Consider the following 23355-nt stretch of genomic DNA (forward strand, 5'->3'; position numbering starts at 1 on the left):
GACGTCGGCCGAGGACCGGGGCGGTGCGGTCACGAGATGCCTCCTGGGAGTCGAGGGCGGCGGAGAACGGGGTGACGGCCTGCCGTGGCGGTACGGCTGCGGCCGGGTCGAAGGTGACGGCGCCTCCTCGTCGCCGACCACGCGGTGCCGGCCGGGGGCGAGCCGGCTGCCGACGCCGGCAGGTGCGCGGTCGCCGGCGGACCGGTCACGAGGCAGGGCCGGTACGGCGACGGCCGTGGGCCGCGCTCAACGGCGGCGGCCGGCGCTCAGCGACAACAGAAGGCGCTGGCAACGCGTCCGAGGTCGATGTGGAGCCGCTTGGTGAGGATGCCGTGCATATCGTTCACCCTCTCGCTCGCGCCGTCACGGACCGGTCCCGGCATGCCCAGTGACGCCGGTCTCCGTCCGACCGCCACAGTAGGCGTCCGCGCGGCCGGCGGTCGAGACGGCGTCGGTGAACGGTCGGTGGGGTTTCCCCTCCACCCAACGGCGCGACGGTGCCGCACGGCGCCACGCCCGAACAGGGACGGAGCCGGGCCGCTCCTGGACTGCCGGCCGGGCCGCGCTGGCGGCTTCGCGCCTTGTCATCGAGGACACCACGGCTGCCGAACGCGCGCTTCATCGCGCGTTGAAGGGGCCGCACTGATCTCGGCGGGCGTTCGTCGGTGAGGCGGCCCACCGCCGACTGGCGTCCGGGGACAGGGTCGACATTCCTCTGATCCGAGGCGACGAAGTGCTGCACGTGGTCGAGTCGAAGCGAGCGCGCCGCGAGTCCGGACGGCCCACCGGTGCAGACGCACCGCGGATCGCGGGTGGAGCGGATGACGGGAATCGAACCCGCGCTCCGAGCCTGGGAATCACGGGGGGTCTGGTCGGCATCTGTACTGGTCAGCGGAACGATCGGTCCTGAAGTATCCGCTGGGCCGCTGCCGTGGGCATGCGCGGTTCACCGAGCCGTACCCCTGCGCGTGGTGCGGATTCGGTGCGCCGAGCAGGCGCTACCGGTCGTGAAGGACGGTGGGTCGGGTGACGGGGACGACGGTGAGGAGGTCGCCGAGGCCCTTGTAGTCGTCGGGGTTCGTGGTGAAGAGGGGCAGTTCTTCGGCGGCGGCGATGGCGGCGATCATGAGGTCCGCGACGCGACGCCGTGGCTTTCGGCCGGCTCCGATCACGGCGGCGCAGACCCTCCCGTATATGCGGGCGGCTTCGGTGTCGAAGGGGATGGGGTCGAACTCGTTCTCGGCCCTTTGCAGGATGTCGAGGCGGCGCCCGCGCTCCGCGTGCTCGTCGTAGTCGTCCTGTTCGTCGTTCCTGCGCACCTCGTGGGGGCCTGCGGAGAGTTCTGCCAGGGTGATGGCGGTGATCGCGACCTCGCCGGGGAGTTCTGCGGGGTCGAGCCACTTGCGCAGGATGACGATGTTGGTGTCGAGCAGGCCCTGGGCGTACTCAGCGGGCATAGGGGTCGTCCGTCTCCTGCTCGGCCGTGGCCTCCTGGTCGGTCCGGAAGGCTTCGAGTGAGACATCCGACGCTGTGCGGGACATGGCCGCGAACTCCGCGCGCGGAACGAACCGCCTGCGACGGCGCAGCGGGATCAGTTCCCCGATCTGATGCCCGTCGCGGGTGACGGTGAAGGACTGCCCGCCCTGGACGGCGTCCATGATCTCTTTGGACCTGCTGCGCAGGTCGCGCTGGGTGATCTCGGGCTGTGCTGACATGAGCCACACGGTAGCACGCAGTAGCACCGCGTGCTGCGGAGGGACGACCGGAGCAACTGCCCGCGAGGTCGATGTCGAGGGCGGGGACGTTGTTCGATGGGTGCGTCGGTCCCGGCGGGGTGGCCCTCGGCCTGGGCGAGGAGGACCCGGACGTCCGTGCTGGGGCCGGTGGACGTCGTGATCGTCAAGCGTTGCGGATCAGCCGGTGGAGCGATGGGCGCACTGGCGGGAACGGCCGCGGTCATGGTCACGGGTGCCGACCTACTGCAGAGCGGTGCTGAATGCCGTGAGCTCTGGTGGGCTCCTGACCTTGGCCATCTCGCTGGGACAACGCTACGCAGTCGCGCCGGCGCCGTCTTCGCGGCCGGCGTGAAAGCACGTTGGCCAGCCGCCCAGAGGTGCGACGATGAGTCCGACTCTCCTCGCAATTGACGCGCTCTCGGGTGCGGTGTTGAGGGTTCGCCCAGTGGCACGCCAATGGCACGCGGCGCCCTGACGGGTCTGGACAACGACAAAAGCCCCAACTCGTTGAGTTGGGGCTTTTCTTTGGAGCGGATGACGGCAATCGAACCCGCGCTCTGAGCTTGGGAATCACATGAGCCGTGGTGAGCCAGATGCTGGTCAGCGCGGCTTCGGGCTGAGCAGCGGGTGCGCCGCAGCCTCCAGCGCTGCCCGAGGCTGACCGTCATGTACCGCTGTGAGTGGTGCGGATGTGGTGCAACCTGCGTAGGGCGGGTCCGTCAGACGGCAACGATGGTCAGGGAGCCGTCCAGCCCCTTGAAGTCATCGGCGTTGCGGGTGTATAGGGGAAGGCCCTGGACGGAGGCGATGGCGGCGATCATGAGATCCATCCTCCGGGGACGTGGATCGCGGCCTGCGGCAATGGCAAGCGCCACAAGCGTGCCGTAGCGGGCGGCTGCGTCCCCGTTGAACGGGAGAGGTTCGAAATCGGCGACCGCCGCACCCAGTTTTTCCATGCGGGCGGTTCGGGTGGCAGCGTCCTTGGCCATGGCGACCCCTTGCTGCAACTCGGCCATCGTGATGGTGGTGAGTTCCGGGACGGCTGGAAGGACCGCCGGGTCGAGTACATCCAGATCGATGTACGCGCAGGTGTCGAGCACGCCGGCCGGGTGGCGCTCAGGCACGGCTGCGCTGCCAGGGGTCGTCGTCACCGGCGCGGTCTTCGGTTCCGAAGAACTCGTCCGCTTCCTGTCGCATGCCGGCGGCGTCCACGCGCGGCAGCCTGCGGTGCCGTTCCACCAGTTCTTCGGCACTCAGACGCCGCCTGCGGTGAAGAGGACGCAGCTCCGCGACCTCCGTGCCGTTACGGGTGATGTGGTAGGTCTCGCCGGCCTCCACGGCGTCCATGACGGCCGCGGACTGATTGCGGAACTCGCGCTGAGTGATGGTTTTCATGACCTCATCGTAGCGCGTCGTGTCTCATGGTGCTACAGGTGAGCGGAGGCCGCAGCCGGCGGGCAACGAAAACTGTGATCATCAAGGGGCTGCCCTCGTCGAGGCCCGGGGCCGGGTCCACGGCCAGGAGGACGCCGCCCGCCCAACTCCGCGAAGGCGCCAAGATCCGCGGCGAACGTCGGCAATGCTGGGACGCTGCTCTCCGGCGGGAAGAGGTGTTGAATTTTCCTTCACCGGTAATGGGCGGGCGATAATTGAGCCTCAAATGAATTAAGCCCCAGGTCTTCGACCTGAGGCTTCACTTTGGAGCGGATGACGGGAATCGAACCCGCGCTCTGAGCTTGGGAATCACAGAGGCGCTGCCGGCGTACCTGCTGGTCAGGCCGTCCATGCTCCGCCCGCTGGCCCGTGGCCGTGTGCCCGCGACTGACCGTGGCTGTCTGCGGTGTGCCGCTGGGCCTGGTGCGGGAGTTGCGCGGGGCGCAGCCCTGCGCGCGGACAGGTATCCCATGGGTGCGGCCATCGCTCCGGGTGTTCCGTGCGGCGGCCGTACTCTGTTTTCTGGGGACTCGCGGGGCGACCTTTCGTGCCGTGTGCGTCTTTTGTCGCCTTCTTTGAAGTTGGCTCCAGTCAGTCGGCCCCGTAGGAGACCTGCAGGTCAATCAGGTTACTCCCCGCGCGAGCGGGGATGGACCCCTGTGCAGCAAGGCGAACTGCTGAGCCGCCATTCCCCGATCGAAACCATGCACAAGCTCGTAAGATGCGGTCTTCCTGAAATGGAAGACCGCTCGGGTAGGGCCGCCGGGAAATTTACTCCTTTATTTGGTTTTCCTCAGTCGCGTATTCTTCTTGAGGGGGTTTTTCTCCGGCGCCGTAGCCGATGAGCTGTACGCGGCTTGCGCCGATCCTCCAGGCGGAGAGATTGCTGCGGCACGGGCCCTTTTCGAACCTTCCGAGTCGCTGCTGAACCTTGATTTAAGTTCAGGGCTCTGCCCGGTGTGACAGTTTTGGGGACGGAGGGATCGCGCCGGTGCGAGTGATCGACCGACGAGACATTTCCGGAGACGTCGCCGTTCTGCGAGTAACCTTCCGTCGGCGGCGCCGGTGTCGAAATGTTTCCACTTGATTTAGCGGATGGCGTTTCTGCCTGGCCTTTTGGCGGCACTGCTGGTGGGTTTTTCGGCGGCACTGGTGGTGCCGCCGTGCCATAGCGCTTACGTCAGAGAGGCCTCGTTTGAGTCACCCCGGAGTCGTTTTCCATTCCTTTGTTTCGGAAACTGTCGGACATTTTCGGGCGAGATTCATGCGCGATGGACGGGGCGTTTGTAGTCCTCCCGCACGTAGAATTCGTGTGATGCCAATTCTCTGCCCTGTTCCTCTCACTACGACTAGGACTCCTGGTGGGTTCATCGGTCCTGGGCCTGCCTCAGCGAATGGCCCAACGACTCCACGGATCGAACCCCGGGGACTCGCTCTGCGTGGAGTTGTGAGAAGGGCTCAACGGTCTCCAGGGAGAAACTCCGAGTGCCCGGGCAGTAAATCGACGCATGACGCGAAGCGCAGCGAAGCTTCGTACCTGTCAAAGAGACAAGCGAGGGAAAATGCGAGTCAAGAACATGATGCGGACAGCCGCTGTCACGACTGTCGTCGCGGTCGCAGGGCTGGGTCTGACCCAGGCGGCTTCGGCCGCGCCGTCGAACCTCCACCCGAACACCCGGTACTACACGTCTTTCTATGGTGTTGAGGGCCAGCTCGACACGCACCCGGGTGACGGGGCGCAGAGCTGGGTCTGGGCCTACGGCGGGAGCACCGGCGGCTACGTGGAGTACCAGTTCTACGACAACTCCGTCGGCAGGGTCACCGCTGCCGCGCGGAAGGCGCATTCGGTCGAGACCGATGCTCCCGTGTGGCGGATCCGGGCCTGCTCTCCGCTGGGCTGCGGGCGATGGACCTGACGGGATCGATTGTGGTGAGGCGGGTCGTGGACCGAGCCACTGTCTGAGGACACCTCAGGCAGGCGCGACGGTCACCGTGTGAGCGGAACAGCACGGTAGCGGCGGATCGCGAACCCGCTGGACCGCGCGTGCCTCACCCGGGCCCCGGAGTCGAGCGACCACGACTCCGGGGACCTTTCCGTATGGTGTCCGACGAAATCCGGCCTCGGACCGAGGATGCACAAGGCACCGGTACGGAGCCGACCTGCGGGGACGGGATCCGGCCATCCCGTCGAGTCCGCCGCCGGGGCTGGCGGGGGATGACTACTATCGCTACGCGCGGGCGGGATGCGGCTCCAGCAACGATGCCGGACCTCGCTCGGCATGGCGTGTCTGGTCGGAACGGCGCAGAGGACGGCATGAGCATCTCCGTAGTGATCGCCGACGATCAGGCGATGGTCCGCACCGGATTCCGACTCATCCTCGAATCCGTGGCGGGCTTCGAGGTGGCCGGAGAAGCCGCCAACGGTGACGAGGCGGTCGAACTGGTGCGCCGGGTCCGCCCCGACGTCGTCCTCATGGACATCCGGATGCCGGGAATCGACGGTCTGCGCGCCACCGAGATCCTGACGCAGGAGAACCCGGACCTGCGAGTGGTCATCCTGACGACGTACGGCACCGAGAAGAACCTGTTCGCCGCACTCGGAGCGGGAGCCGTCGGATTTCTCCTCAAGGACTCCAGCCCGCGTCTGCTCGTGGCCGCCGTCCAGAACGCCGTTGACGGCACCGCGATGTTGTCGGCCGCTGTGGCTGTCCCGCTGATCCGGCACTTCAGTTCGACAAGCCGGCCGACTCGGGCGCTGGAGGAGCCTCTGACGCCGAAGGAGACCGACGTGGTCCGGGCGGTCGCCGAGGGCCGCACGAACGTGGAGATCAGCGAGCGACTGGGCATCTCCACGTCGGCCGTCAAAGCACGTCTGTGTGAGGCGCAACGCAAGCTCGGGACCCGGAATCGGACCGAAGTCGCCATCTGGGCCTGGCAGAATCGTCTGGTGGCCTGAGAGTCCAGCGCTTCGCCCCCCCGGCCCCGGCATCTCTCCGCGGGCGGACACCACGCTCGCCGAAGTCGCTTTCCACGCTTCGCGTCTGGCGGCGTCCGCTGAACCCCTGCGCGCGGCGGGGCGTAGACGCAGACGAGAGTCCAGCCGGTCCTCATCGTCGGGTACGGCCTCTCCCGTGTTCCGGCCGGCGTTCCATCCGGTCTGGTGGCGGCCGCTCCGACGGAAGGCGCTCTGTTGTCCAGAACACCCGAATTCGCCGCGTGGTTCATTGGCCCCCAGGACACGTGCGGTCCGGGTCCCGGTCCCAAGTGGCCTCGCTCGGACCCATTCGACCCTGGTCCGCCGGTGGCCGTTGGCCCGCGCCGGGGCATCGCGCTGAGCGTCGCCCTCGGCGCTTGCCTGGTCGGTTCCGCGTGCCTCGGGGGGCCGCTTCACGAGGGCCCCGCTGAGCCGGCTGTGAGGTCCGCCCCCGCTGCTTCGACCAACGTGGTCCACGAACCGCCCCTCGGCGAGGGCCGACCGCGCGGGACGGCGTTCGCCCTGCTGCCCGATACGCTGCGCACGGCGGGGCCTGTTCCGTTGGCACCAGCTCCGAAGCACCGGCCCGTCGTGCTGAAGCCGGCCACTCCGCCCGCGCCGACGAAGCCCGGACGCTCTGCGTCCGCCCAGCCCGCCCACGACCCGGTACCGCAGGGTGCGCCACGGCACACGGCGCGGACGGCGCACCGCCCCGCCCGCTCGACGGCGCCCCACCGCGCCACGACCACATCGGTCTCCCAAGCACAGCGGGCCGTCCGCTGGGCACTCGGCCAGGTCGGAACCCCTTACCAGTGGGGCGGCGCGTGCACCCGCCCCCACGGTGACGACCCCATGGGACGGTGCGACTGCTCGTCCCTCGTGCAACAGGCATACCGCAGTGCGGGGATACTCCTCGGCCGAACCACCTACGCCCAGGTCCAGGAGGGCTGGGCCGTACCGCTCGCCGCCCTGCGTCCCGGCGATCTCCTGTTCTACGAGGGGTCTGCCACCCGTCCCGAGCACGTGGCGATGTACACGGGTGACGGGAAGGTCGTACAGGCGCCGCGCCCCGGACGTGCCGTCGATGAGGTGGCACTCGCCTGGAACGGCACGGTGCTGGCCGTCCGCAGGGTCATCTGAGATCTGCGACCGACGGCGGCATGAACCCCTGGTTCCGGGGGCGCGTAGGAGTGGGCAGGGCGACGGTCCGTCGGGAGCGCGCCGTCCGCCGTTCGCCGACACCACTCGGACGTGGCCCCCTCCCAGACGGGCGGCTGGTCCACGGCACCCACCGCCGAAAGAGGAGAAGGATGGCTGGGAAAGACGCGGGGCCCGGCGCCCCCGGCCCGACCGCCGAGACGGGGCAGAGCCCGGGAGGTGGGCCGGCCTGGTTCCTCGCCGGGAGTGGCGGGCCGAGCGCGGGGGAGAGGGCCACCGTCGGCCCGCGCGCCGATACCGGGGTGAGGGAGAACCGGGCGGCCGGGAGCAGCGGGACCGGAGCCGCCGGTCGCGGGAGAACCCGCGGCCCCCTCCAGCCCCGCTCGGCCGATCCGCGACAGACCGGCTCCGGCCGACCCGGGACGACACAGGTGCTCCCCCGCACCGCAGCGCCGGCTCCGCGGGCGTCCGGACAGCGCGGCACGGACCGGGGCCGGCCGGAGGGACGGAGCAGCCATGTGCCGTCCGTCCGCCGATGGGCCGTATCCCCGTGGACCTGGCGGCTGCCGCCGAATCGGCTGATCCCTCTCGCGCTCGCCCTGGTCGTCCTGGGCGCTGTGGTGGCGACCGCCAGGAGCTGCGGTGCCCCCGGGAAGGCGGCGGCCGACAGCCGTGCGACAGCGGTCACGGCCTCCGGGTTCACCCTTCCCGCCACGTGCTGGGCCACCCGCTACGGGAACGGGATACCCGCGCACGCCCGCACCGCCGACGGCGAGGACTTCGATCCGCGCGCCCTCACCGCGGCCACCTCGTCGGGCAGGTCGCCCCAGTTGCCCTTCGGTACGGCGGTCCGGGTCTCGAACCCGGCGAACCACCGGTCGGTCGTCGTACGGGTCAACGACCGCGGCACCTTCTCCGCGTCGGCCCGCCGGCCGTTGTGCCTCAACCTCACGGAAGGGGCGTTCGCGCGGCTCGACGACGCCGACCCGGCCCCCGCGCACCTGGTCGTCACCGAAACGGTCCTCGGCCCCGACAGCACGCCGCCCGCGCCTTCCAGCGCCTCGGCGTCCCCCCGCCCTTCGACGTCACCCCGCGCCTCGGCGTCCCCCGGCACATCACCCCGGGTACCGGCACCACCCCCGACCACGGCGTCCGAGGCACCCGCACCGCACCCTTACCCGGCGGACCCGCCGGCCGCCGGAAGGCCGCGCCCGACGGCTACCCGGAAGCCGGTGAGGCCCCGCCCCGCCCCGCCACCCAAACCCTCCGGGAACCAGATCGTCGGCTTCGGCGGGAAGTGCGTGGACGTGCAGCACGCACTTCCCGCTCCCGGGGACCGGGTGGAGCTGAACACCTGCGGTGGCAACGCCTCGCAGCGCTGGATGTTCCCCGCGGACGGGACGGTCCGCGTGCTCGGACTCTGCCTGGACGTCACCGGGGCCGGCCATGCCGACGGCGTACCTGTGCAGCTGTGGACCTGCAACGGGACGGGCGCCCAGAAGTGGCGTACTGGTCCCGGCAACAGCCTGGTCAACGCAGGATCCGGGCGGTGTCTGGACGCCAAGGACAAGCAGTCCGCCGATGGCACGCCCCTGCAGGTCTGGCAGTGCTGGGGCGGCCGGAACCAGACCTGGCTGCGCCGCTGAGGACCGCACACCACACCCGCGGTGGCGGACCGGAACACCATCACGAAGGAGGACCAATGCGTCATCGACATGTCACGCTCCTTGCCGGAGCCGCCCTGCTGGCGGCCGCTGCCACGGGGGTGGTCGCGGCGGGCGGGAGCGCGCAGGCCACCGTGCAGGCCGGACCGGGTTTCCCGAAGAACTTCGCGGCGCCCTACGTGGAGGATCCGGTGTTCGTGCCCGCCGCGATGAATGCGGGCATCAAGTACTTCACCCTCGCCTTCGCGACCGCCTCCGGCGGGAAGTGCTCCGCCGACATGGGCGTCTGGGCATCCACGGTCAGACAGGTGCGCGCCGCCGGCGGTGACGTCACGGTCTCCTTCGGCGGAGCGGACGGAACCGACCTGGCGGTCGCGTGCCCATCGGTCGCCGCCCTCGAAGGCCAGTACCGGAAGATCATCGACCAGCTCAACGTGACCAGGCTCGACATGGACGTGGAGGGACAACCCCTCACGGACCAGCCCTCCGTGCGCAGGAGGAACCAGGCGCTGGCCGCGCTGCAGGGGCAGTACCGGAAGCAGGGCAGGAGGCTGGACATCGAATACACGCTCCCCGCCGACCCCGACGGCCTGACGCAGGACGGCCTGGTCGTCCTGCGGAGCGCCCACGAACACGGCCTCGATATCGACACGGTGAACCCGATGACCATGGATTACGGGTCCAGGGCGACGGACATGGGGCAAAAGGCCATCGACGCGGCGATCGCGCTGAACCGCCAACTCGGCCAGATCTGGGGTCAGCTGTCGGATGGTCAACGGTGGCAGATGGAGGGGAACACCCCCATGATCGGTCAGAACGACTCCCCCGGTGAGAAGTTCACCCTTGCCGACGCACGGTCGCTGACCGCCTTCGCGAAGTCGAAGGACATGCGTGAACTGTCCTATTGGGTGCTCGATCGCGACCGGCGGTGCACGGGGAAGGAGTCGAACGACTTCTGCAGTCACGACGACGGGCAGGCGCCGTACGCCTTCGCGATCGTCATGAACGACCTGACCGCGGTACGGCAGGATCCGGTGGTGGCACCGAACCCGCCGGCCGGGAACCCCCCGCCCGCCGGGCATGGGAAGAAGGCCGTTCTCAAGGGGTTCGCCTACAAGTGCGTCGACGCGGCGAAGGCCGACTCCTCCCCCCGGACCGCCGTCCAGTTGCGCACCTGTGACGGAACCGGCGGCCAGACGTGGACCTTCGCCGACGACGGCACCGTCCGCGTCTTCGGGAAGTGCCTGGCACCGGTCCTCGGCCCTCTGGGAAACGGCACGCAGGTCCAACTCCACCCCTGCGACGGCGACCCCTCCCAGAAGTGGCACGAGGACGAAGCTCACTTCTCCCCAGGCACGACGGACGGCTTCCTCATCGTCAACAGCCGGTCCGGACGCTGCCTCGACGACACCGACCGCAGGCCGGCCGAAGGGAACCCTCTTCAGATGTGGGACTGTTTCGCCGGCTCGAACCAGCGCTGGCACATCAACAAGGTGTAGTGCCCTGCGTCCTCCCCGCTCGGTTCTCTCCTCACTTCCTGCACCGGTGATCATCAAGCCCCGGCCCCGGACGCGGACCCGCCTCATCGGCGTGTCCGCGTCCGGGGCCGGCTGTCTGTCCGCCGTCGTCTCTATATGCTGTGTCGAGACATAGAAGGCCAACTCGCCTTCTAGGCGCAAAGATTGACGCACTGTCACCATCAGGACGTTCACGAGACGGTACCTGTCGGGTGGGCAGCGAGCCGCGCCGGACCGTGCGGCCGGCTCCCGGCGACCGGCCTGCTGAGGCGGCCGGTGCCACGGCGGGAAGGAACCGGCGGTCATGAATCTGGCACGTCTGCGCAAGTGGCGGCTCAAGCCGCAGCGTGACTCGGCGGTTCGCCCGGTGAACGCGGGCGACGCCCCCGGCGGGCGGTCCGATTCACCGGAGGAGGATCTGCTCGCCGGCCGTTCCGCCGGCCCGCGTGAGTTAGCGAGCACCGTGCACACCGCGCCCGTCCTGCCCCTGCTGACCGGTGTCGCGAGGGGCAGACTGGGAACCGGCCGTGAGAGCATTCTCGTCATCGCCGCCGCTTTCGTCACCGTGGCGACCGCGGTGGCGGCGCTCGTCCTGGCACTTCCGGCCATCAGGCACCACGCGGAAGGGTCTTCCGTCAAGGGCGACAAGTTCGGAGGCCCGCCGTCCCCTGCCGTTCCTCCGTCCGCCTCGGTCACGCCGTCCCGGCCATCGTCTCCCTCCCCGTCCTCCCCGCCCGCCTCATCCGCCACGCCGCCGCCGGACCCGTCCCCGAGCGCCGATGCCGGGCCCGGCACCGCCCCGGTACCCCGTCACTCGGCGCCGCAGGGGGGACGGCCGTCGCCCCGGACGCCCGCGCCGCCTTCGCCCCAGGCCGTCAAGGCCGTTCTCAAGGGGATCGCCTACATGTGCGTCGACGCGGCGAAGGCCGACACCTACCCGCAGATGGCCGTCCAGCTGCGCACCTGCGACGGAACCGACGCCCAGACCTGGACCCTCCCCGGCGACGGCACCGTCCGCGCCTTCGGGAAGTGTCTGGCACCGGCCCCCGGCCCTACGGCAAACGGCACGCAGGCCCAACTGCACACGTGCGACGGCGACGTTTCCCAGCGGTGGTCCGAGAGGGCCGACGCCACCATCGTCAACAGAGCGACCGGCCAATGCCTCGACGATACCGACCGAAAGGAAACGAACGGCAATCCGTTGCAGCTCTGGACGTGCTACGGCTACTCGAACCAGCGCTGGCACGTCTACGCCGTGTAGCGGACCGGGTCGGCTCGCCGCGCGGGCGGACCCCCACGCTGAACCCGCTTTCGCGTCGTGGCGTTGTCAGAGGCAGAAGACGCCCGTGCACGCCGCGGACGTAGGACGCCGTCGCTCCGAGGACCGTCGATGACCGATACGCATGCCGTGCCCTCCGAGGAGGACGGAAGGACCACGCCTGAAACCGCTCCCGCGGACGCTGAGCCGGCAGCTGTGCCCCGGTTCATCCTCTATCTCGAAGGGGAGGAGCTGCGGCACGTCACGGCCCTGCTCTCCCGGTGGGTGAACCATCTCCTTGTGCCCGTCTACGTGAAGGGCCACAGCTCGTCGTCACCGTGGTGCTCTCGGTGGTGGCTCCATGACGACGCGGTGGCCCATCTGTACGGCCTGTGGATGGCCTGGCTGGAGATGACGGATCCCGGTCAGGGGTTGTGCGGTCCGGCGAACTGGCACCGCGACTACCTCGCGCCGCTGATGGGCTTCCTCCGGGACCCCTCGGGCCCGTTCGCCGGTTGCCGACCCGGGACACATCGGGCGCAGGAGCGTCCGCCGATCGAGGACTACCCGATCTCCTGATCTGCCGGGCCAACGGTCTGCCGCCCCCTCACGGCGCTTCCCGGACGAGTGTCGGCCAGGCGCTCCGCGGTGCGCTGGGCGCAGTCGTAGAGGTACTCGTCGACGGGGGCGAGGCCGTCCGCGGCCAACTCGGACCAGAGACCGAAGAGCAGCTTCTCGTACGGCTTCGCCCGGGCCGGGCCGAGCATCATCCAGGCGATCGTGGCCCACTTCACGTCGTGGGGCGCACGTGAGTCGCCCGCCGCGTGGCGGATGCGGGCGGTCTCCAGGAACAGCGCCGTCGCCTGTCCGTGGTCGCCCCGCGTGTAGGCCACGTAGGCGGCGATTCCGTGTACCTCGGCGGTGTCGGCGGACTCAAGGCCGTACGTCGCATCGTCGGCCCAACCCGCCGTGGCCGACCGCCGGTCGCTCCCCGTGCCGAGGGGGTCGGGCTGCTCGGCGTCCGGTGCGGGGGTGGCCGCCGGTTCGCCCGTCGCCGGTTCCTCAGTCGCCGGTTCCTCGGCGTCCAGCAACTGGCTCGATCCGTCGGGCGCGACGGCGATGGTGGTGGCGTACCCCGCCGGACGGTCGTCGATCGCCACGACAATCGGTGTGCCCCGCGTCCTGGCCTGCTTCTGGGCGGTGTCGAGGATGAACTCGTGGAGCGTGTCCGCCGGAGGCACGCTGGTCGGTCTCCCGTCGAGGAGCAGCGCCCCCTCTTCGGTGATGCGGACGGAGAGAAGGGATAAGCCGTCCAGGAGGGCGGTCGCGTTCAGTCGGTCGGCGGGCACAGTCGGCCTCCCCAAGGGATCGGATCTGTCGGTCGTGCGGCGCGCTCGGCGCTCAGGATGCCTGGTCGGGCCCGGAGGGGCCCTCCGTCGGTGAGGAGCTGTCCGGAGGACCGTCCGAGGGAGCGGTGGAAGGAGTCGCCGTGGAAAGCGGCAGCGGGGGATAGACACCGGCGAACTCCGGGAACCAGACGCGGACGCCGGAGATGTAGGCGGGCGTTTCACCGGTGGCAGGGATGCCTCCCGTCCGTTCCAGGGCGTCCATGCCGCCGTGGTAGGCAGCCAGGGTGAGGTCGAGCACCGACCCGGTGAGCCGACGCTCGTCCACGAGCTGCCGGGCTTGCCCGGCCAGGGCGCACAAGTACTTTCCCTGAGCGGCTACGGAGTCCTCCGGGTCGAAGGGTGAGATCCTGCCGTTGCCGTCCGCGTCGGTGCCGTACTGCTGGAAGATCCTGGGATCCAGCCCGGAGATCCCCTGGGCCGACGGCGAACCGGAGTAATCGGGGGCGAACTTCGACTCGGCCTCGATCTGCGCGGCGATGACGACGGGCCCGATGGCTCCGCAGTCGCCGCCTGCCTGCTCGATCGGGTCGTACAGGTACTGCGGCACCGAGTCGGGCGCCAGGGCCTCCTTGCCGTCCCCCTGGATCACCTGTGCCGCCTTGGCGTAGTCGGGCAGCTGGGTGGAGGAGGGGGGAGAGCCGTGGAAGGCCATGATCAGGACGACCAGCGGCCACAGCAGGACCCCCAGCCCTCCGATGACGATCACGACGACGATCCCACCGGGAATGAACAGCAGGCACCCCAGACAGCCCGACGTACCGGCGCCCACGGCTGCCTTCGTCGCGACCGGGGTTCCCCGGCCCCCCACCGAACCGTTCTCGCCGTCCACCTCCGACACCGTCCCTTCCCCTTCGCGTTCCTCTGCCGTGGCCCCGGCCGAGCCGCCGGTTGAACCCCTTGCGGACCGGGTCCGTCGTGGTGGTCAGCGGCTCACCGCGCGGCTGTCGGCCACGGGGTCCCACACAGGGCTACGGGCCGGACCGGCTGAAGGGTTCAGGCCGCCATGGCAGCGCAGCGGAAGGGTGCACATGAGTAGCGCGATCAACGTCCCCAGGGGCCCTGGCCTCTGGGTCCGCGGGCCTTCCCGCCCGGTCCAGGAGGTCCCGTCGCCGGATGCGACACCCGCCGGTGCGGAGTCGGCGGCTGTACGGAACGGGGGGCGCTCTCCCGGCGGGGTGGCATGGATCGGTGTGCACGGGGGTTCTGGCGTGACCACCCTGTCCGTGCTCGTCGGCGGAGCCGACGTCGGGTGCCGATGGCCGAAGCCGGACGAGCCGAGCTCGGTCTACCTCGTCGCCCGGACCCACGCGGCCGGCCTGCGGGCGCTGTCGCAGATGCTGAACCTCCTCCAGCACGACGAAGCGGCCCCCGATCTGCGGTTGCTGGGGGCGGTGACGGTCGCTGACGCGCCTGGCCGCCTTCCCGTCCAGCTCAGGCGGAGGCTGCGGGTCGTGGGCTCCGCGGTGCCGGTGCACGCGATCCCGTGGATCCCGCAACTGCGGCTGGGGGGAACGCCTGACGACCTGCCGAAGGAGATGGCAGCCCTCGTCGCACGGACAGCGGAGCTGCGAGGTGCCCGGCCGTGATCCCCCGGATGCTCGCCGACGAGCAGTTCCATCCAGGGGAAAGCGCCGCTGAGCTGCTCGGCATACTCGCCTGGTGCGCCAGCGCGGCAGGGGTCGCCGGCGTGATCGTCGTTGGAATTCAGCTTGCGCTCCATATCCACCAAGGAGAGGCGCGCCATGGCGCCCGGCCTTTCCGGGAACTCGCTGTTGTCCTCGGGGCGTGTGTCCTCGCCTCCACAGCCGGCCCCTTGGTGAGATTCCTCGGCCCCCTCCTTCTTTCTTGATGACGAATAGGAGAAATCATGATGTCAACGATGGCCAGGCACATCCAGGTGATCCCCGTCCGGTATCTCGCGGCGGTGCCGAACCCGACGCGCCAGGCGCCCCCCGAGCTCGCCAACAAGGTCGGCACGGTCCTCGGGCTCGCCGCGTGGGCGGGCACGGCCGCCGGTGTGGCCGGTGTGCTGGTCACGGGATCGATGATGGCCATTTCGGTCAAGAGGGGTGAGAGCTCCGAGCACATGAGTCGTCTCGGGATGGTGTTGTGCGGTTGCGTGCTGATCGCCACCGCGGGCCCGTTGATCACCTGGGTCTTCGGTTAGGAGGGGTCGGTCATGAGGGGAGTGCTGCGCGGGCCGACCGGGCCCGAGGACGACCGGGCGTTCTGGCAACGGCCAGGGTGGGTCATCTCCGCGGGGTTCATGTCGGCCGTCCTGGTGTTCGGCCTGATGGCGTTCCTGATGTCGGGCGGGCAGGCCAGGGGCACGATGGCACCCGCGTCCGGACCGGCTGCCACAGGAGGTGAGCCGCCACCTGCGCGATGCGCGGCTGCCGACCGCGACCAGCGGCTTCCCACTGCCCCGCCGCCCCACATCGAGTGGATCACGGTGGCCGGCGTCCGGGTGCCGGCCTCCCCGGTTGCGGGGCCGCTGCTCCGTCGGGACGGCGTGTGGTCGTGCTACGCCCGGACCCCGCTGGGCGCGGTGATGGCGGCTCACGGCATCACCGCGCACCTGAGCACCGCCTCGTGGCGCAGCGTCGCGGAGCAGCAGATCGTCCCTGGGGTCGGACGGGACCGCTTTGTCTTCCAGCGAGGGTTCGTCGATGTACCGGACACACCGATCACCGGCGGCTATGCCGGATTCTCCGTGTCCGACTATTCAAGGACATCCGCGGTGGTGGGAATGTTGATACGGCGCGAAGAGAGCTATTTCTCCACGTACATCTGGATGAAGTGGGTCGCCGGCGACTGGAGGATCGAACCGGATCCGAGCGGGTCGTTGTACTCACCACTGGAATCGAGAATGACGGCGGACGGTTTCACGCTGTGGGAGTCCTGACATGAAGTGCGACGCGGGTAATCCTCTGGCCAAATTCTTATCCGGATTCTTCGGATTCCTCGGCGACCCGATCGGACAGATCATCAAGGGGATCGCGAGCGCGATTCTCGGCGCCGCCGTCACAATTTTCGGCGACTTGTCGGTCTCGGTGCCGAGCCTGGGCGCCGAAAGCTCCTACCAGAATATCAACGTAGAGACCAACTGGCTCGTTGTATACACAGCCGTGGCCTCCCTTCTCTTCGCATCCGTGCGGATGGCCCTCGACCGAAGGGGGGATGCGGGGTTCACCGCGCTGAAGGGACTGCTGCGGGTCGTCCTGGTCGCCGGCGGAGCGACCACCGTCATCACCGCTTTGGCGGACCTCTCTGACAGCTACTCGGACCATCTGTACATGCAGGCCGGCAGCAAGACGATCCAGGGCGTCGGTTGCGGCCAGAACGACGTCGATCCGTTCCTCCTCCTCGTCGTCGCGTTCCTGCTGCTGCTGGCTGCCATCGTCCAAGTCGTCCTCATGTACATCCGGCTCGGCGTTCTGATCCTCCTGCTCGGGACTCTGCCACTCGCAGCAGCGGCCTCGATGACCGATTGGGGTGGGAACTGGTGGCGCAAGCACCTCAACTGGCTGGCGGCATGGCTCATGTACAAACCCGCTGCTGCCCTGGTGATCTCCGCCGGAGCAACCATGATCGGGACGGGGAACAGCGACCATGAGCCGAAGAACGCCGCGACGGTGATCGCAGGCATCGGCGTCCTCCTGCTCGCGGCCCTCGCTCTGCCGGCGCTGCTGAAGCTGGTGGCACCCGCGACGGCCGCCCTCGGTGGAGGCGCCGGCGCCGGCCAACTGCTTTCCGCCGGCGCCTCCCTGGCATCGGGCGCCCGTTCCTCGTCTGGTCCGGGCGGGAGCTTCGGCGCGCAGGCCGGAGGCGCCCCCCGGTCGGCACCGAGCGGGTCGGTGGGGTCGTCCGCGACCGGCCGCAGCTCTGCACCGGGGACGGACAGCGGCACCCACGGCTCCGGCTCTCCGCCCCGCACCGACCCCGCGCCGCGGTCCGCCGCCGCCCGTCCCGACATCGGGGCCGCCGGGGTGATCGGCATCGCCGGCGGGGCGGCTCGGGCAGCGGGCGACATCGTGCGATCAGCCGTTGAGGGAGTCGGCGGCGACCCCGGTGACCCTCAATAGCACCCGTACCAGAACCTACCGACGCGAACCATCGAAGGGAGACCCGAGCGCCATGGCGGCAGACCCCGCAACCGCACCACCGACATACGGGAATTGGAGGCAACCCCGCCGCCCCGGCCTGGGGTCCCTGGGGCTCCTCGGCACTTTCATCGCCTTCGGCGGCATCATGGTCACCCTGCTGGCCTCGCTGATCTCGTTGCCGGCCGCCGCCTGCGTCCTGGTGCCCACGGCCTTCGCCCTGCTGCCGCTCCTCATCCGCACCCAGGACGGCCGCAACCTGTACCAGCTCCTCGCCCTGCGGATCGGCTGGCTCCGGCGCAAGGGCAACGGAGCACACCTGTACTCCTCGGGGCCCCTCTCCTCCCGGCCGGAGGGCCGCTTCCGGCCGCCGGGACTGCTCAGCCGCGTGGATCTCACCGAGGGACGCGACGCGTACGACCGGCCGTTCGGCGTGCTCCACCACCGGATGAACAACACCTGCACCGTCGTGCTCGGATGCGAACCGGACGGCGGCTCGCTCGTCGATCCCGAGCAGCACGACCAGTGGGTGGCCTCCTGGGGGCAGTGGCTTGCGCGCCTGTCCCACGAACCGGACCTGAGGGGTGCCGGTGTGACCGTCGAGACGGCGCCCGACCCCGGGACCCGGCTCGCCGCCGAGACGCTGCCGCGGATCAGCCCCACGGCACCCGATCTCGCGAAGGCGGTCCTGCGGGAGGTCGTCGAGACCTACCCGTCCGCCTCGTCGGAGATGTACACCTACGTCACTCTCACTTACGGCGTGCCCTCCGGGCGCCGGCGCGGCCACGAGGACATGGCGACCGAGCTGGCCGTGCGCATCCCCGGTCTGCTGGCCGGACTCGTCGAGGCCGGGGGCGGCTCCGCCCTTCCCCTGTCGGCTGAGCGCATCGCCGAGGTCGTGCGGGTCTCCTACGATCCGGCCGCCGCGACCACAGTCCTCAACGCCCGTGCCTTCGAGGGCGGCACGGGCCTGGACTGGGAGGATGCGGGGCCAGTGGCGGCGGTGGAGGACACGAACGCCTACCACCACGACTCCGCTTGCTCCCGCACATGGATGCTGTCGCTGGCCCCTCGGGGGACCGTACGGTCCAACGTTCTGCGCAATCTCCTGGAGCCGGCCCCCGATACCCGTCGCAAGCGCGTCACGCTGCTCTACCGTCCGATCGACCCGGCGACCTCCGCCCGTATCGTCGAGGCGGACCGGCGTGCGGCCCAGTTCATGGCGAGCTCCGGCCGCGGACTGGTCCGGGCCCGTGCCGCGTCAGCGGTGGCCGCGGCCGAGCAGACGGCCGCGGAGGAGGCGGCGGGGGCCGGGCTCGTCGAGTTCTCCTTGATGGTCACGGTGACCGTGGACGACGAGGGTCAGCTCCCCGACACCGATGTGCTGGTTCGCAATCTTCAGGCCAACGCCCGGCTGGCGCTGCGTCCGGCCGACCGCATGCAGGCGGCCGCCTTCAGCTGCACGCTCCCGGTGGGCATCCTGCCCTGGGAGTACGTCCTGGTTCCCGGCTCCCTGCGGGAGGCGCTGTGAGGGGCGGACCCCGGGTGCGCTCCCGGTCCGGGACCGACCTGGCGAAGGGCTCACCGCGGGGCTGGTACGGGCCCGGCGGTGGCTTCGTGGGCAACTTCTCCCCGCCGGCGATGTGGCGGGCCACCACCGTGCAGGCATGCGGCCTGTGGCCGTTCAGCGCCGGATCGGGTGCGCCCGCGGTCGGGGTCCCTCTCGGCCGGCACTTGTTCACGGGAGCGACGGTGTGCGGGGACCCGCTGTCGTGGTTCTCCCGGGCCCGGTACATCTCGAACCCCTCGCTGTTCATGCTCGGCATGCCGGGACTGGGAAAGTCCACCCTGGTCAACCGGATGCTCATCGGTCTGTCGGCGATGGGAGTGGTCCCCCTCGTGCTGGGCGACCTCAAGCCCGACTACGCGGACACCGTCCGCGCGCTGGGCGGTCAGGTCATCAGCATCGGGCGGGGCGTCGGCGGGATCAACGTGCTCGACCCGGGGGCCATCGGTGCGGCCGCCCGCAGGATCGGCGGACCGGCGGGCGACGAACTCCGCGCGGAGGCGCACGGACGGGTACTGAACATGGTGGCCGCGCTGGTGGCCATCGTGCGCGGGCAGCCGATGACCGACCACGAACAGTCCGTGCTGTCGGCCTCGCTGCACCTGCTGCGTGAGCGCACCCCGCAGCACCGCAGCCCTCTGCTGCCGGACCTGCTGGCCCTGCTGGACGAGGGCCCGGAGCGGGTACGCGCCATGACACTGGACCGTGGGGACGAGACCAGATACCGCGAGGCGGTCGATCCCCTGCACCGGTCCCTGTTGGGGATCCTGGACGGTCCCCTGGGCGGCACGTTCGCCTCGGAGACCTCCACCCGGATCGACCCGGCCGCTCCCGCGGTGTGCATCGACATCTCCCGGATCGGGGAGTCGGACACCCAGCTCACCGCGGCGGCCATGCTCGCCGCCTGGTCCGACGGGCTGGGCAGCGTGGCGGCGGCGCACGCGCTGGCGGACGCGGGCCTGACCCCCCGTCGCTGGTTCTTCACCGTCCTCGACGAGCTGTGGCGGCCGCTGCGGGCGGCCTCCGGCATCGTCGACCGGATCGACGCGCTGACGCGTCTGAACCGGTCGCTCGGACTGGGCGACGCCAAGATCACCCACACGCTCAAGGACGCCGAGGCGCTGAGCAGCGACTCGGACCGCGCGAAGGCCAGGGGCTTCGTCGAACGGGCCGGGATGGTGGTCTGTGCGGGGCTGCCGCGCAGCGAGATGCAGGAGCTGGGAAAGGTGATCGGCCTGTCGGAGCGGGAGGTCGAACTGGTCTCCTCCTGGTCGTCCCCTCCGGGCTGGGCCGCGGACGTCAGATCGGAGGAGCCGCCGGGTCGTGGGCGATTCCTCATCAAGGTGGGCGGCCGTCCTGGTATCCCGATCCAGGCGACGATCACCTCGGCAGAGCGGAAGTTGCACGACACGAACACCCGCTGGGCAGACACGCACGGCACGGCGGCGTCGGGAGAGGGGGACATGAGATGAACTCAGGACGAGGGGAGGCGCTGACCCCGTCGGTCGTGATGGCCTGGGCCATTGTCGCCTTGGCGGCGGGGGCCTGGACACTGTCGGGGCTCGTGTGGCTGGGCGGGACACTGGCAGGCGACCTGTGCGGATACGGGTGGTATCCGCCGAAGCTGAGCCCGCTGACGGTGGCGGCGCTCTTCGACCGGGGACCCGGGGCCATGTGGCCCGGGCAGCCCGCGACCGTCACGATCGGCGGGATCGTGGCCCTCACCTGCGCGATCGGATACGGGCTCAGTCTGCCCGTCCGCCGGGTGTACCGCCGCCGGCCGACCCGCGACGGGCTCTCGGGCGTCGGAGACCTAGCCGCCTTCACCCCTGAGGGCATCACCCGGCGAGCTCTTGAACTGCGTCCGTCCCTGGCGGGGATGACCGACATCCCCGCGGACGAGACCGGCAACCTCCTCGGTGACCTCTCCCCGAACGGCCCCGAACTCCGCTCATCGTTCGAGGATGTCGAGCTCGACCTGATGGCCCCCCGCGCGGGCAAGTCCACGGGAATCGCGATCCCCCGGGTCCTGCGCGCCCCCGGCGCGGTCCTCCTCACGTCCAACAAGTCGGATGTGTACGTAGCGACCGTCGCTGAGCGCCGCGAGGCCGGCACCGTATGGATCTTCGACCCGCAGGGTATCGCCTACACCGAGCGCGGGATGTGGTGGGACATCCTCGGCGACTGCGGCACGATCGAGGGCGCCCGGCGGCTGGCCGGCCACTTCGTGGCCTCGGTGAACGACGACGCGTCGAAGAAGGACTTCTGGATCTCCGCGGCCCAGAACACCTTGACGGCACTGTTCCTGGCCGCCGCCAGGGGCGGAGCGCCGGTCGCGCAGTTGCTGGCCTGGCTCGCCGACCCGGCCGACCGGACGCCGGTAGACCTGCTCATGGACTCCGGACTCCCGGCCATGGGCGAGCAGTTGCGGGGAACCGTACTGGGCGCCGTGGAGACCAGGGACGGTATCTACGAGACCGCCCGCCAGTGCGTGTCCTGCCTGCTGGACCCGGAGATCCTCGCGTGGGTCACCCCCGACCCCGCGCTGCCCCAGTTCCGTCCCGGGCGCCACGTCCTGGGCCGGGACACCCTTTATCTGCTGTCGAAGGACGGCGGGGGTTCGGCCGCCGGGGTGATCGCGGGCCTGGCCGACACGACCATGAGGGCCGGCGTGGTGGCCGCCGAGAAGAGTGGCGGACGGCTCGATCCGCCCATGACCGCGGTTCTGGACGAAGCTGCGAACGTCTGCCGGATCTCCGATCTGCCGGACCTCTACAGCCACTTGGGATCCCGCGGCATCAACGTGGTGACGCTGCTGCAGAGTTACCGGCAGGGCAGCCGCGTGTGGGGTGAGGCGGGGATGGACGCGATGTGGGGTGCGGCGACCGTCAAGTTGCTCGGGGCGGGGCTGGACGACGCGGACTTCGTCGACAAGATGTCGAAGCTGGTGGGTCAGCACGAGGTGAAGACCTCAAGCCTCTCCCGGAGCAAGGACGGGACCTCCAGGTCGGTGTCGTACCGGCTGGACCCGATCCTGGCGCCCGACGCCATCCGCGCCTTGCCGAAAGGCACGGCCCTGCTGCTCGCCACCGGAGTCCGCCCCGCACTCCTCACGCTGCGGCCCTGGTACCGGGAGCCGAACGCCGGCGCCATCGCGGCAGCGGCGAGATCCGAGACAAAGGCCATCACCGAACGCGCGGTTGAGAGGGACCTCGCGTCCGGCGCGGGGGCGTGGGGGCCTGCGGACGGCGGACGGGGGAGCACGAAGGCAGAGGCAGACCAGTGACGAGTGGCCTGAAGAACACGGTTCCTCGGCCCCGCACGGATCGACCGGACCGCACGGAAGCACTCACCGGCCGCACGGGAGGCGTGGGCGGCCGGCTCGCGGAGATCGACGTGCTGCGGGGGTTCGGCCTCCTCGGTGTGGCCATCTGCAACGGGCAGCTCATCGCCGGAGTGGCATGGGCCGGCTCCGCGGCGGGTCCGGTCCATGAGCTCGATCGCGCCACCGTCTGGGCCGTGGACCTGTTCCTGGCCGCGAAGTTCTTTCCCCTGATGGCCTTCCTGCTCGGATACAGCTACCGGCTCCAGGCGGCCGACCCCCGGTACGGGGGCCCCGGATTCCACCGTCGGCAGGGGCGGCGGCTGTGCGGGCTCCTGCTGCTGGGGGCTGCCAACGCCGTCCTGCTGTTCGCCGGCGACATCTTGACCACCTACGCCGTCCTGGGGCTCCTGGTGCTGCTGGCCCTCGAACGGATGTCGCCGCGCGGATGCTTGCTGATGGCCGGGGTATGCGTCGCGCTTGTCACCGCGGAGGTGTCGGCCGGTGCTTTCCTGACCGCCGGCGCGGTGGGTCACGTACCGGTCGGGGCCCGGTCCACGATCGTGGCCCTCTACCGTGACGGTCCGCTGACCGCGCTGGCCGCCCGGCTCCGGGAGCTCCCGGTGGAGGCCAAGGGGGATTTCGTCATGGCTCCCGATGTACTGGCCGCCCTGCTCGCGGGGCTTGCGGCCGGACAGACACGTTTTCTCGACAAGGAACTGCCTCACCGCTTCGCCGCGCGCGGGGCCGGGTGGGTGTGCCTGGGGGTTGGGCTGACCGGAAGCGTCGTCGCCACGGTCTTTCAGCACATGGATCCGGCCGACGGCCGACCGCTGGCCGGACTCGCGGTCGAGGTCGCCACGGCTCCTGCCCTCACCGCCGCGTACGCGCTCGGGCTGCTGGCCCTGATGCGCGCCGGGAGGTGCGGTCCCGTGCTGCGGGCGTTCGCCGCCGCGGGGCGGATGTCTCTGACCAACTACCTCGGTCAGTCGCTGCTGTTGGACATCGTCTACACCGGTTACGGTCTCCGTCTCTACGGGCGTGTCGGGGCCGCTGCGGCGGCAGGCGCGGCGCTGGCCGTGTACGTCCTCGGGCTGTGGGCGAGCACCGCCCTGGTACGCAGGGGGCGGCACGGTCCGGCCGAGGTGTTCCTGCGGCGGCTCACGAACGGCGCCCTCCGGCCCATGACCCCGGGAGCGCGGTGACCCGGCC

22 protein-coding genes and 1 pseudogene are annotated in these 23355 nt (G+C 70.1%); 16 read left to right on the top strand and 7 right to left on the bottom strand.

Annotation, left to right across the window (positions count from 1 at the left end; translation table 11 throughout):
• Positions 1 to 266: 266 nt before the first annotated feature.
• The 5 genes from V2S66_RS34575 to V2S66_RS21200 all read right to left on the bottom strand — a co-directional run bounded on the left by V2S66_RS34575 (position 267) and on the right by V2S66_RS21200 (position 3132).
• A complete protein-coding gene (locus tag V2S66_RS34575; protein WP_413966447.1) occupies positions 267 to 383 on the bottom strand; it encodes a putative leader peptide in 117 nt (38 codons plus the stop codon).
• A gap of 615 nt (positions 384 to 998) precedes the next feature.
• Positions 999 to 1457: a type II toxin-antitoxin system VapC family toxin gene (locus V2S66_RS21185; RefSeq protein ID WP_330797479.1), complete on the bottom strand. Its 459-nt coding sequence runs from the start codon at positions 1455 to 1457 to the stop codon at positions 999 to 1001.
• Positions 1447 to 1716, bottom strand: coding sequence for a type II toxin-antitoxin system Phd/YefM family antitoxin (locus tag V2S66_RS21190; protein WP_330797480.1), 270 nt, complete (start codon positions 1714 to 1716; stop codon positions 1447 to 1449). The genes V2S66_RS21185 and V2S66_RS21190 overlap by 11 nt, the downstream gene beginning before the upstream one ends.
• 740 nt (positions 1717 to 2456) lie before the next feature.
• On the bottom strand, positions 2457 to 2888 hold the full coding sequence (locus V2S66_RS21195) for a type II toxin-antitoxin system VapC family toxin (protein ID WP_330797481.1): 432 nt from the start codon (positions 2886 to 2888) through the stop codon (positions 2457 to 2459).
• Positions 2854 to 3132 carry a type II toxin-antitoxin system Phd/YefM family antitoxin gene (locus tag V2S66_RS21200; RefSeq protein ID WP_330797482.1) on the bottom strand — a complete coding sequence of 93 codons (279 nt, stop codon included), beginning with the start codon at positions 3130 to 3132 and terminating at the stop codon, positions 2854 to 2856. The genes V2S66_RS21195 and V2S66_RS21200 overlap by 35 nt, the downstream gene beginning before the upstream one ends.
• 1601 nt (positions 3133 to 4733) lie before the next feature.
• Between V2S66_RS21200 and V2S66_RS21205 the strand changes: the two genes are divergently transcribed.
• The 8 genes and pseudogenes from V2S66_RS21205 to V2S66_RS21240 all read left to right on the top strand — a co-directional run bounded on the left by V2S66_RS21205 (position 4734) and on the right by V2S66_RS21240 (position 12321).
• The gene (locus V2S66_RS21205) at positions 4734 to 5087 is read left to right on the top strand and encodes a hypothetical protein (RefSeq protein WP_330797483.1); all 354 of its coding nucleotides are present in this window, start codon (positions 4734 to 4736) and stop codon (positions 5085 to 5087) included.
• Between the two features lie 398 nt (positions 5088 to 5485).
• Positions 5486 to 6127 (top strand): response regulator transcription factor, encoded by a 642-nt coding sequence (locus tag V2S66_RS21210; RefSeq protein WP_330797484.1) that lies wholly within the window; start codon positions 5486 to 5488, stop codon positions 6125 to 6127.
• A gap of 870 nt (positions 6128 to 6997) precedes the next feature.
• Positions 6998 to 7285, top strand: a complete 288-nt coding sequence (locus V2S66_RS34580) for a C40 family peptidase (protein WP_413966448.1) — start codon at positions 6998 to 7000, stop codon at positions 7283 to 7285.
• A gap of 170 nt (positions 7286 to 7455) precedes the next feature.
• Positions 7456 to 8223: pseudogene (locus V2S66_RS21220) on the top strand (hypothetical protein); the annotation flags it as partial.
• Positions 8224 to 8535: 312 nt separating this feature from the next.
• Positions 8536 to 8949: an RICIN domain-containing protein gene (locus V2S66_RS21225; RefSeq protein ID WP_330797550.1), complete on the top strand. Its 414-nt coding sequence runs from the start codon at positions 8536 to 8538 to the stop codon at positions 8947 to 8949.
• 56 nt (positions 8950 to 9005) lie between these two features.
• Complete coding sequence (locus tag V2S66_RS21230; RefSeq protein ID WP_330797486.1) at positions 9006 to 10466, top strand: ricin-type beta-trefoil lectin domain protein; 1461 nt, start codon at positions 9006 to 9008, stop codon at positions 10464 to 10466.
• 322 nt (positions 10467 to 10788) lie between these two features.
• Positions 10789 to 11745: an RICIN domain-containing protein gene (locus tag V2S66_RS21235; RefSeq protein ID WP_330797487.1), complete on the top strand. Its 957-nt coding sequence runs from the start codon at positions 10789 to 10791 to the stop codon at positions 11743 to 11745.
• 129 nt (positions 11746 to 11874) lie between these two features.
• Positions 11875 to 12321 carry a DUF4913 domain-containing protein gene (locus tag V2S66_RS21240; protein ID WP_330797488.1) on the top strand — a complete coding sequence of 149 codons (447 nt, stop codon included), beginning with the start codon at positions 11875 to 11877 and terminating at the stop codon, positions 12319 to 12321.
• Here the strand turns inward: V2S66_RS21240 and V2S66_RS21245 are convergent.
• Entirely contained in the window at positions 12306 to 13091 is a 786-nt protein-coding gene (locus tag V2S66_RS21245) for a hypothetical protein (protein ID WP_330797489.1), read from the bottom strand. The genes V2S66_RS21240 and V2S66_RS21245 overlap by 16 nt on opposite strands.
• A 52-nt stretch (positions 13092 to 13143) precedes the next feature.
• Entirely contained in the window at positions 13144 to 13857 is a 714-nt protein-coding gene (locus V2S66_RS21250) for a lytic transglycosylase domain-containing protein (protein WP_330797490.1), read from the bottom strand.
• 322 nt (positions 13858 to 14179) lie between these two features.
• On the opposite strand from V2S66_RS21250, the gene V2S66_RS21255 reads away from it, so the two are divergent.
• The 8 genes from V2S66_RS21255 to V2S66_RS21290 all read left to right on the top strand — a co-directional run bounded on the left by V2S66_RS21255 (position 14180) and on the right by V2S66_RS21290 (position 23348).
• Positions 14180 to 14737 (top strand): DUF6668 family protein, encoded by a 558-nt coding sequence (locus V2S66_RS21255; RefSeq protein WP_330797491.1) that lies wholly within the window; start codon positions 14180 to 14182, stop codon positions 14735 to 14737.
• A 293-nt stretch (positions 14738 to 15030) separates the two neighbouring features.
• Positions 15031 to 15318: a hypothetical protein gene (locus tag V2S66_RS21260; RefSeq protein WP_330797492.1), complete on the top strand. Its 288-nt coding sequence runs from the start codon at positions 15031 to 15033 to the stop codon at positions 15316 to 15318.
• A gap of 12 nt (positions 15319 to 15330) precedes the next feature.
• Complete coding sequence (locus V2S66_RS21265; RefSeq protein WP_330797493.1) at positions 15331 to 16056, top strand: hypothetical protein; 726 nt, start codon at positions 15331 to 15333, stop codon at positions 16054 to 16056.
• Position 16057: 1 nt separating this feature from the next.
• Positions 16058 to 17236, top strand: a complete 1179-nt coding sequence (locus V2S66_RS21270; RefSeq protein ID WP_330797494.1) for a hypothetical protein — start codon at positions 16058 to 16060, stop codon at positions 17234 to 17236.
• Positions 17237 to 17288: 52 nt separating this feature from the next.
• Positions 17289 to 18785, top strand: a complete 1497-nt coding sequence (locus V2S66_RS21275; RefSeq protein WP_330797495.1) for an SCO6880 family protein — start codon at positions 17289 to 17291, stop codon at positions 18783 to 18785.
• On the top strand, positions 18782 to 20293 hold the full coding sequence (locus V2S66_RS21280) for an ATP/GTP-binding protein (RefSeq protein ID WP_330797496.1): 1512 nt from the start codon (positions 18782 to 18784) through the stop codon (positions 20291 to 20293). Before V2S66_RS21275 ends, V2S66_RS21280 begins: the two co-directional genes overlap by 4 nt.
• Positions 20290 to 22107, top strand: a complete 1818-nt coding sequence (locus V2S66_RS21285) for a type IV secretory system conjugative DNA transfer family protein (RefSeq protein WP_413966449.1) — start codon at positions 20290 to 20292, stop codon at positions 22105 to 22107. The genes V2S66_RS21280 and V2S66_RS21285 overlap by 4 nt, the downstream gene beginning before the upstream one ends.
• 83 nt (positions 22108 to 22190) lie before the next feature.
• Positions 22191 to 23348 (top strand): DUF418 domain-containing protein, encoded by a 1158-nt coding sequence (locus V2S66_RS21290; RefSeq protein WP_330797497.1) that lies wholly within the window; start codon positions 22191 to 22193, stop codon positions 23346 to 23348.
• The last annotated feature ends 7 nt before the right edge of the window (positions 23349 to 23355 follow it).

Source organism: Actinacidiphila polyblastidii (genome assembly GCF_036353415.1).
Lineage (GTDB): Bacteria > Actinomycetota > Actinomycetes > Streptomycetales > Streptomycetaceae > Actinacidiphila > Actinacidiphila polyblastidii.

Coding starts and splice junctions, on each gene's coding strand:
- V2S66_RS21185 (WP_330797479.1), bottom strand. CDS start 1,457: ATGCCCGCTGAGTACGCCCAGGGCCTGCTCGACACCAACATCGTCATC.
- V2S66_RS21210 (WP_330797484.1), top strand. CDS start 5,486: ATGAGCATCTCCGTAGTGATCGCCGACGATCAGGCGATGGTCCGCACC.
- V2S66_RS21260 (WP_330797492.1), top strand. CDS start 15,031: ATGGCCAGGCACATCCAGGTGATCCCCGTCCGGTATCTCGCGGCGGTG.
- V2S66_RS21230 (WP_330797486.1), top strand. CDS start 9,006: ATGCGTCATCGACATGTCACGCTCCTTGCCGGAGCCGCCCTGCTGGCG.
- V2S66_RS21265 (WP_330797493.1), top strand. CDS start 15,331: ATGAGGGGAGTGCTGCGCGGGCCGACCGGGCCCGAGGACGACCGGGCG.
- V2S66_RS34580 (WP_413966448.1), top strand. CDS start 6,998: ATGGGACGGTGCGACTGCTCGTCCCTCGTGCAACAGGCATACCGCAGT.
- V2S66_RS21255 (WP_330797491.1), top strand. CDS start 14,180: ATGAGTAGCGCGATCAACGTCCCCAGGGGCCCTGGCCTCTGGGTCCGC.
- V2S66_RS21205 (WP_330797483.1), top strand. CDS start 4,734: ATGCGAGTCAAGAACATGATGCGGACAGCCGCTGTCACGACTGTCGTC.
- V2S66_RS34575 (WP_413966447.1), bottom strand. CDS start 383: ATGCCGGGACCGGTCCGTGACGGCGCGAGCGAGAGGGTGAACGATATG.
- V2S66_RS21270 (WP_330797494.1), top strand. CDS start 16,058: ATGAAGTGCGACGCGGGTAATCCTCTGGCCAAATTCTTATCCGGATTC.
- V2S66_RS21240 (WP_330797488.1), top strand. CDS start 11,875: ATGACCGATACGCATGCCGTGCCCTCCGAGGAGGACGGAAGGACCACG.
- V2S66_RS21275 (WP_330797495.1), top strand. CDS start 17,289: ATGGCGGCAGACCCCGCAACCGCACCACCGACATACGGGAATTGGAGG.
- V2S66_RS21200 (WP_330797482.1), bottom strand. CDS start 3,132: ATGAAAACCATCACTCAGCGCGAGTTCCGCAATCAGTCCGCGGCCGTC.
- V2S66_RS21235 (WP_330797487.1), top strand. CDS start 10,789: ATGAATCTGGCACGTCTGCGCAAGTGGCGGCTCAAGCCGCAGCGTGAC.
- V2S66_RS21285 (WP_413966449.1), top strand. CDS start 20,290: ATGAACTCAGGACGAGGGGAGGCGCTGACCCCGTCGGTCGTGATGGCC.
- V2S66_RS21190 (WP_330797480.1), bottom strand. CDS start 1,716: ATGTCAGCACAGCCCGAGATCACCCAGCGCGACCTGCGCAGCAGGTCC.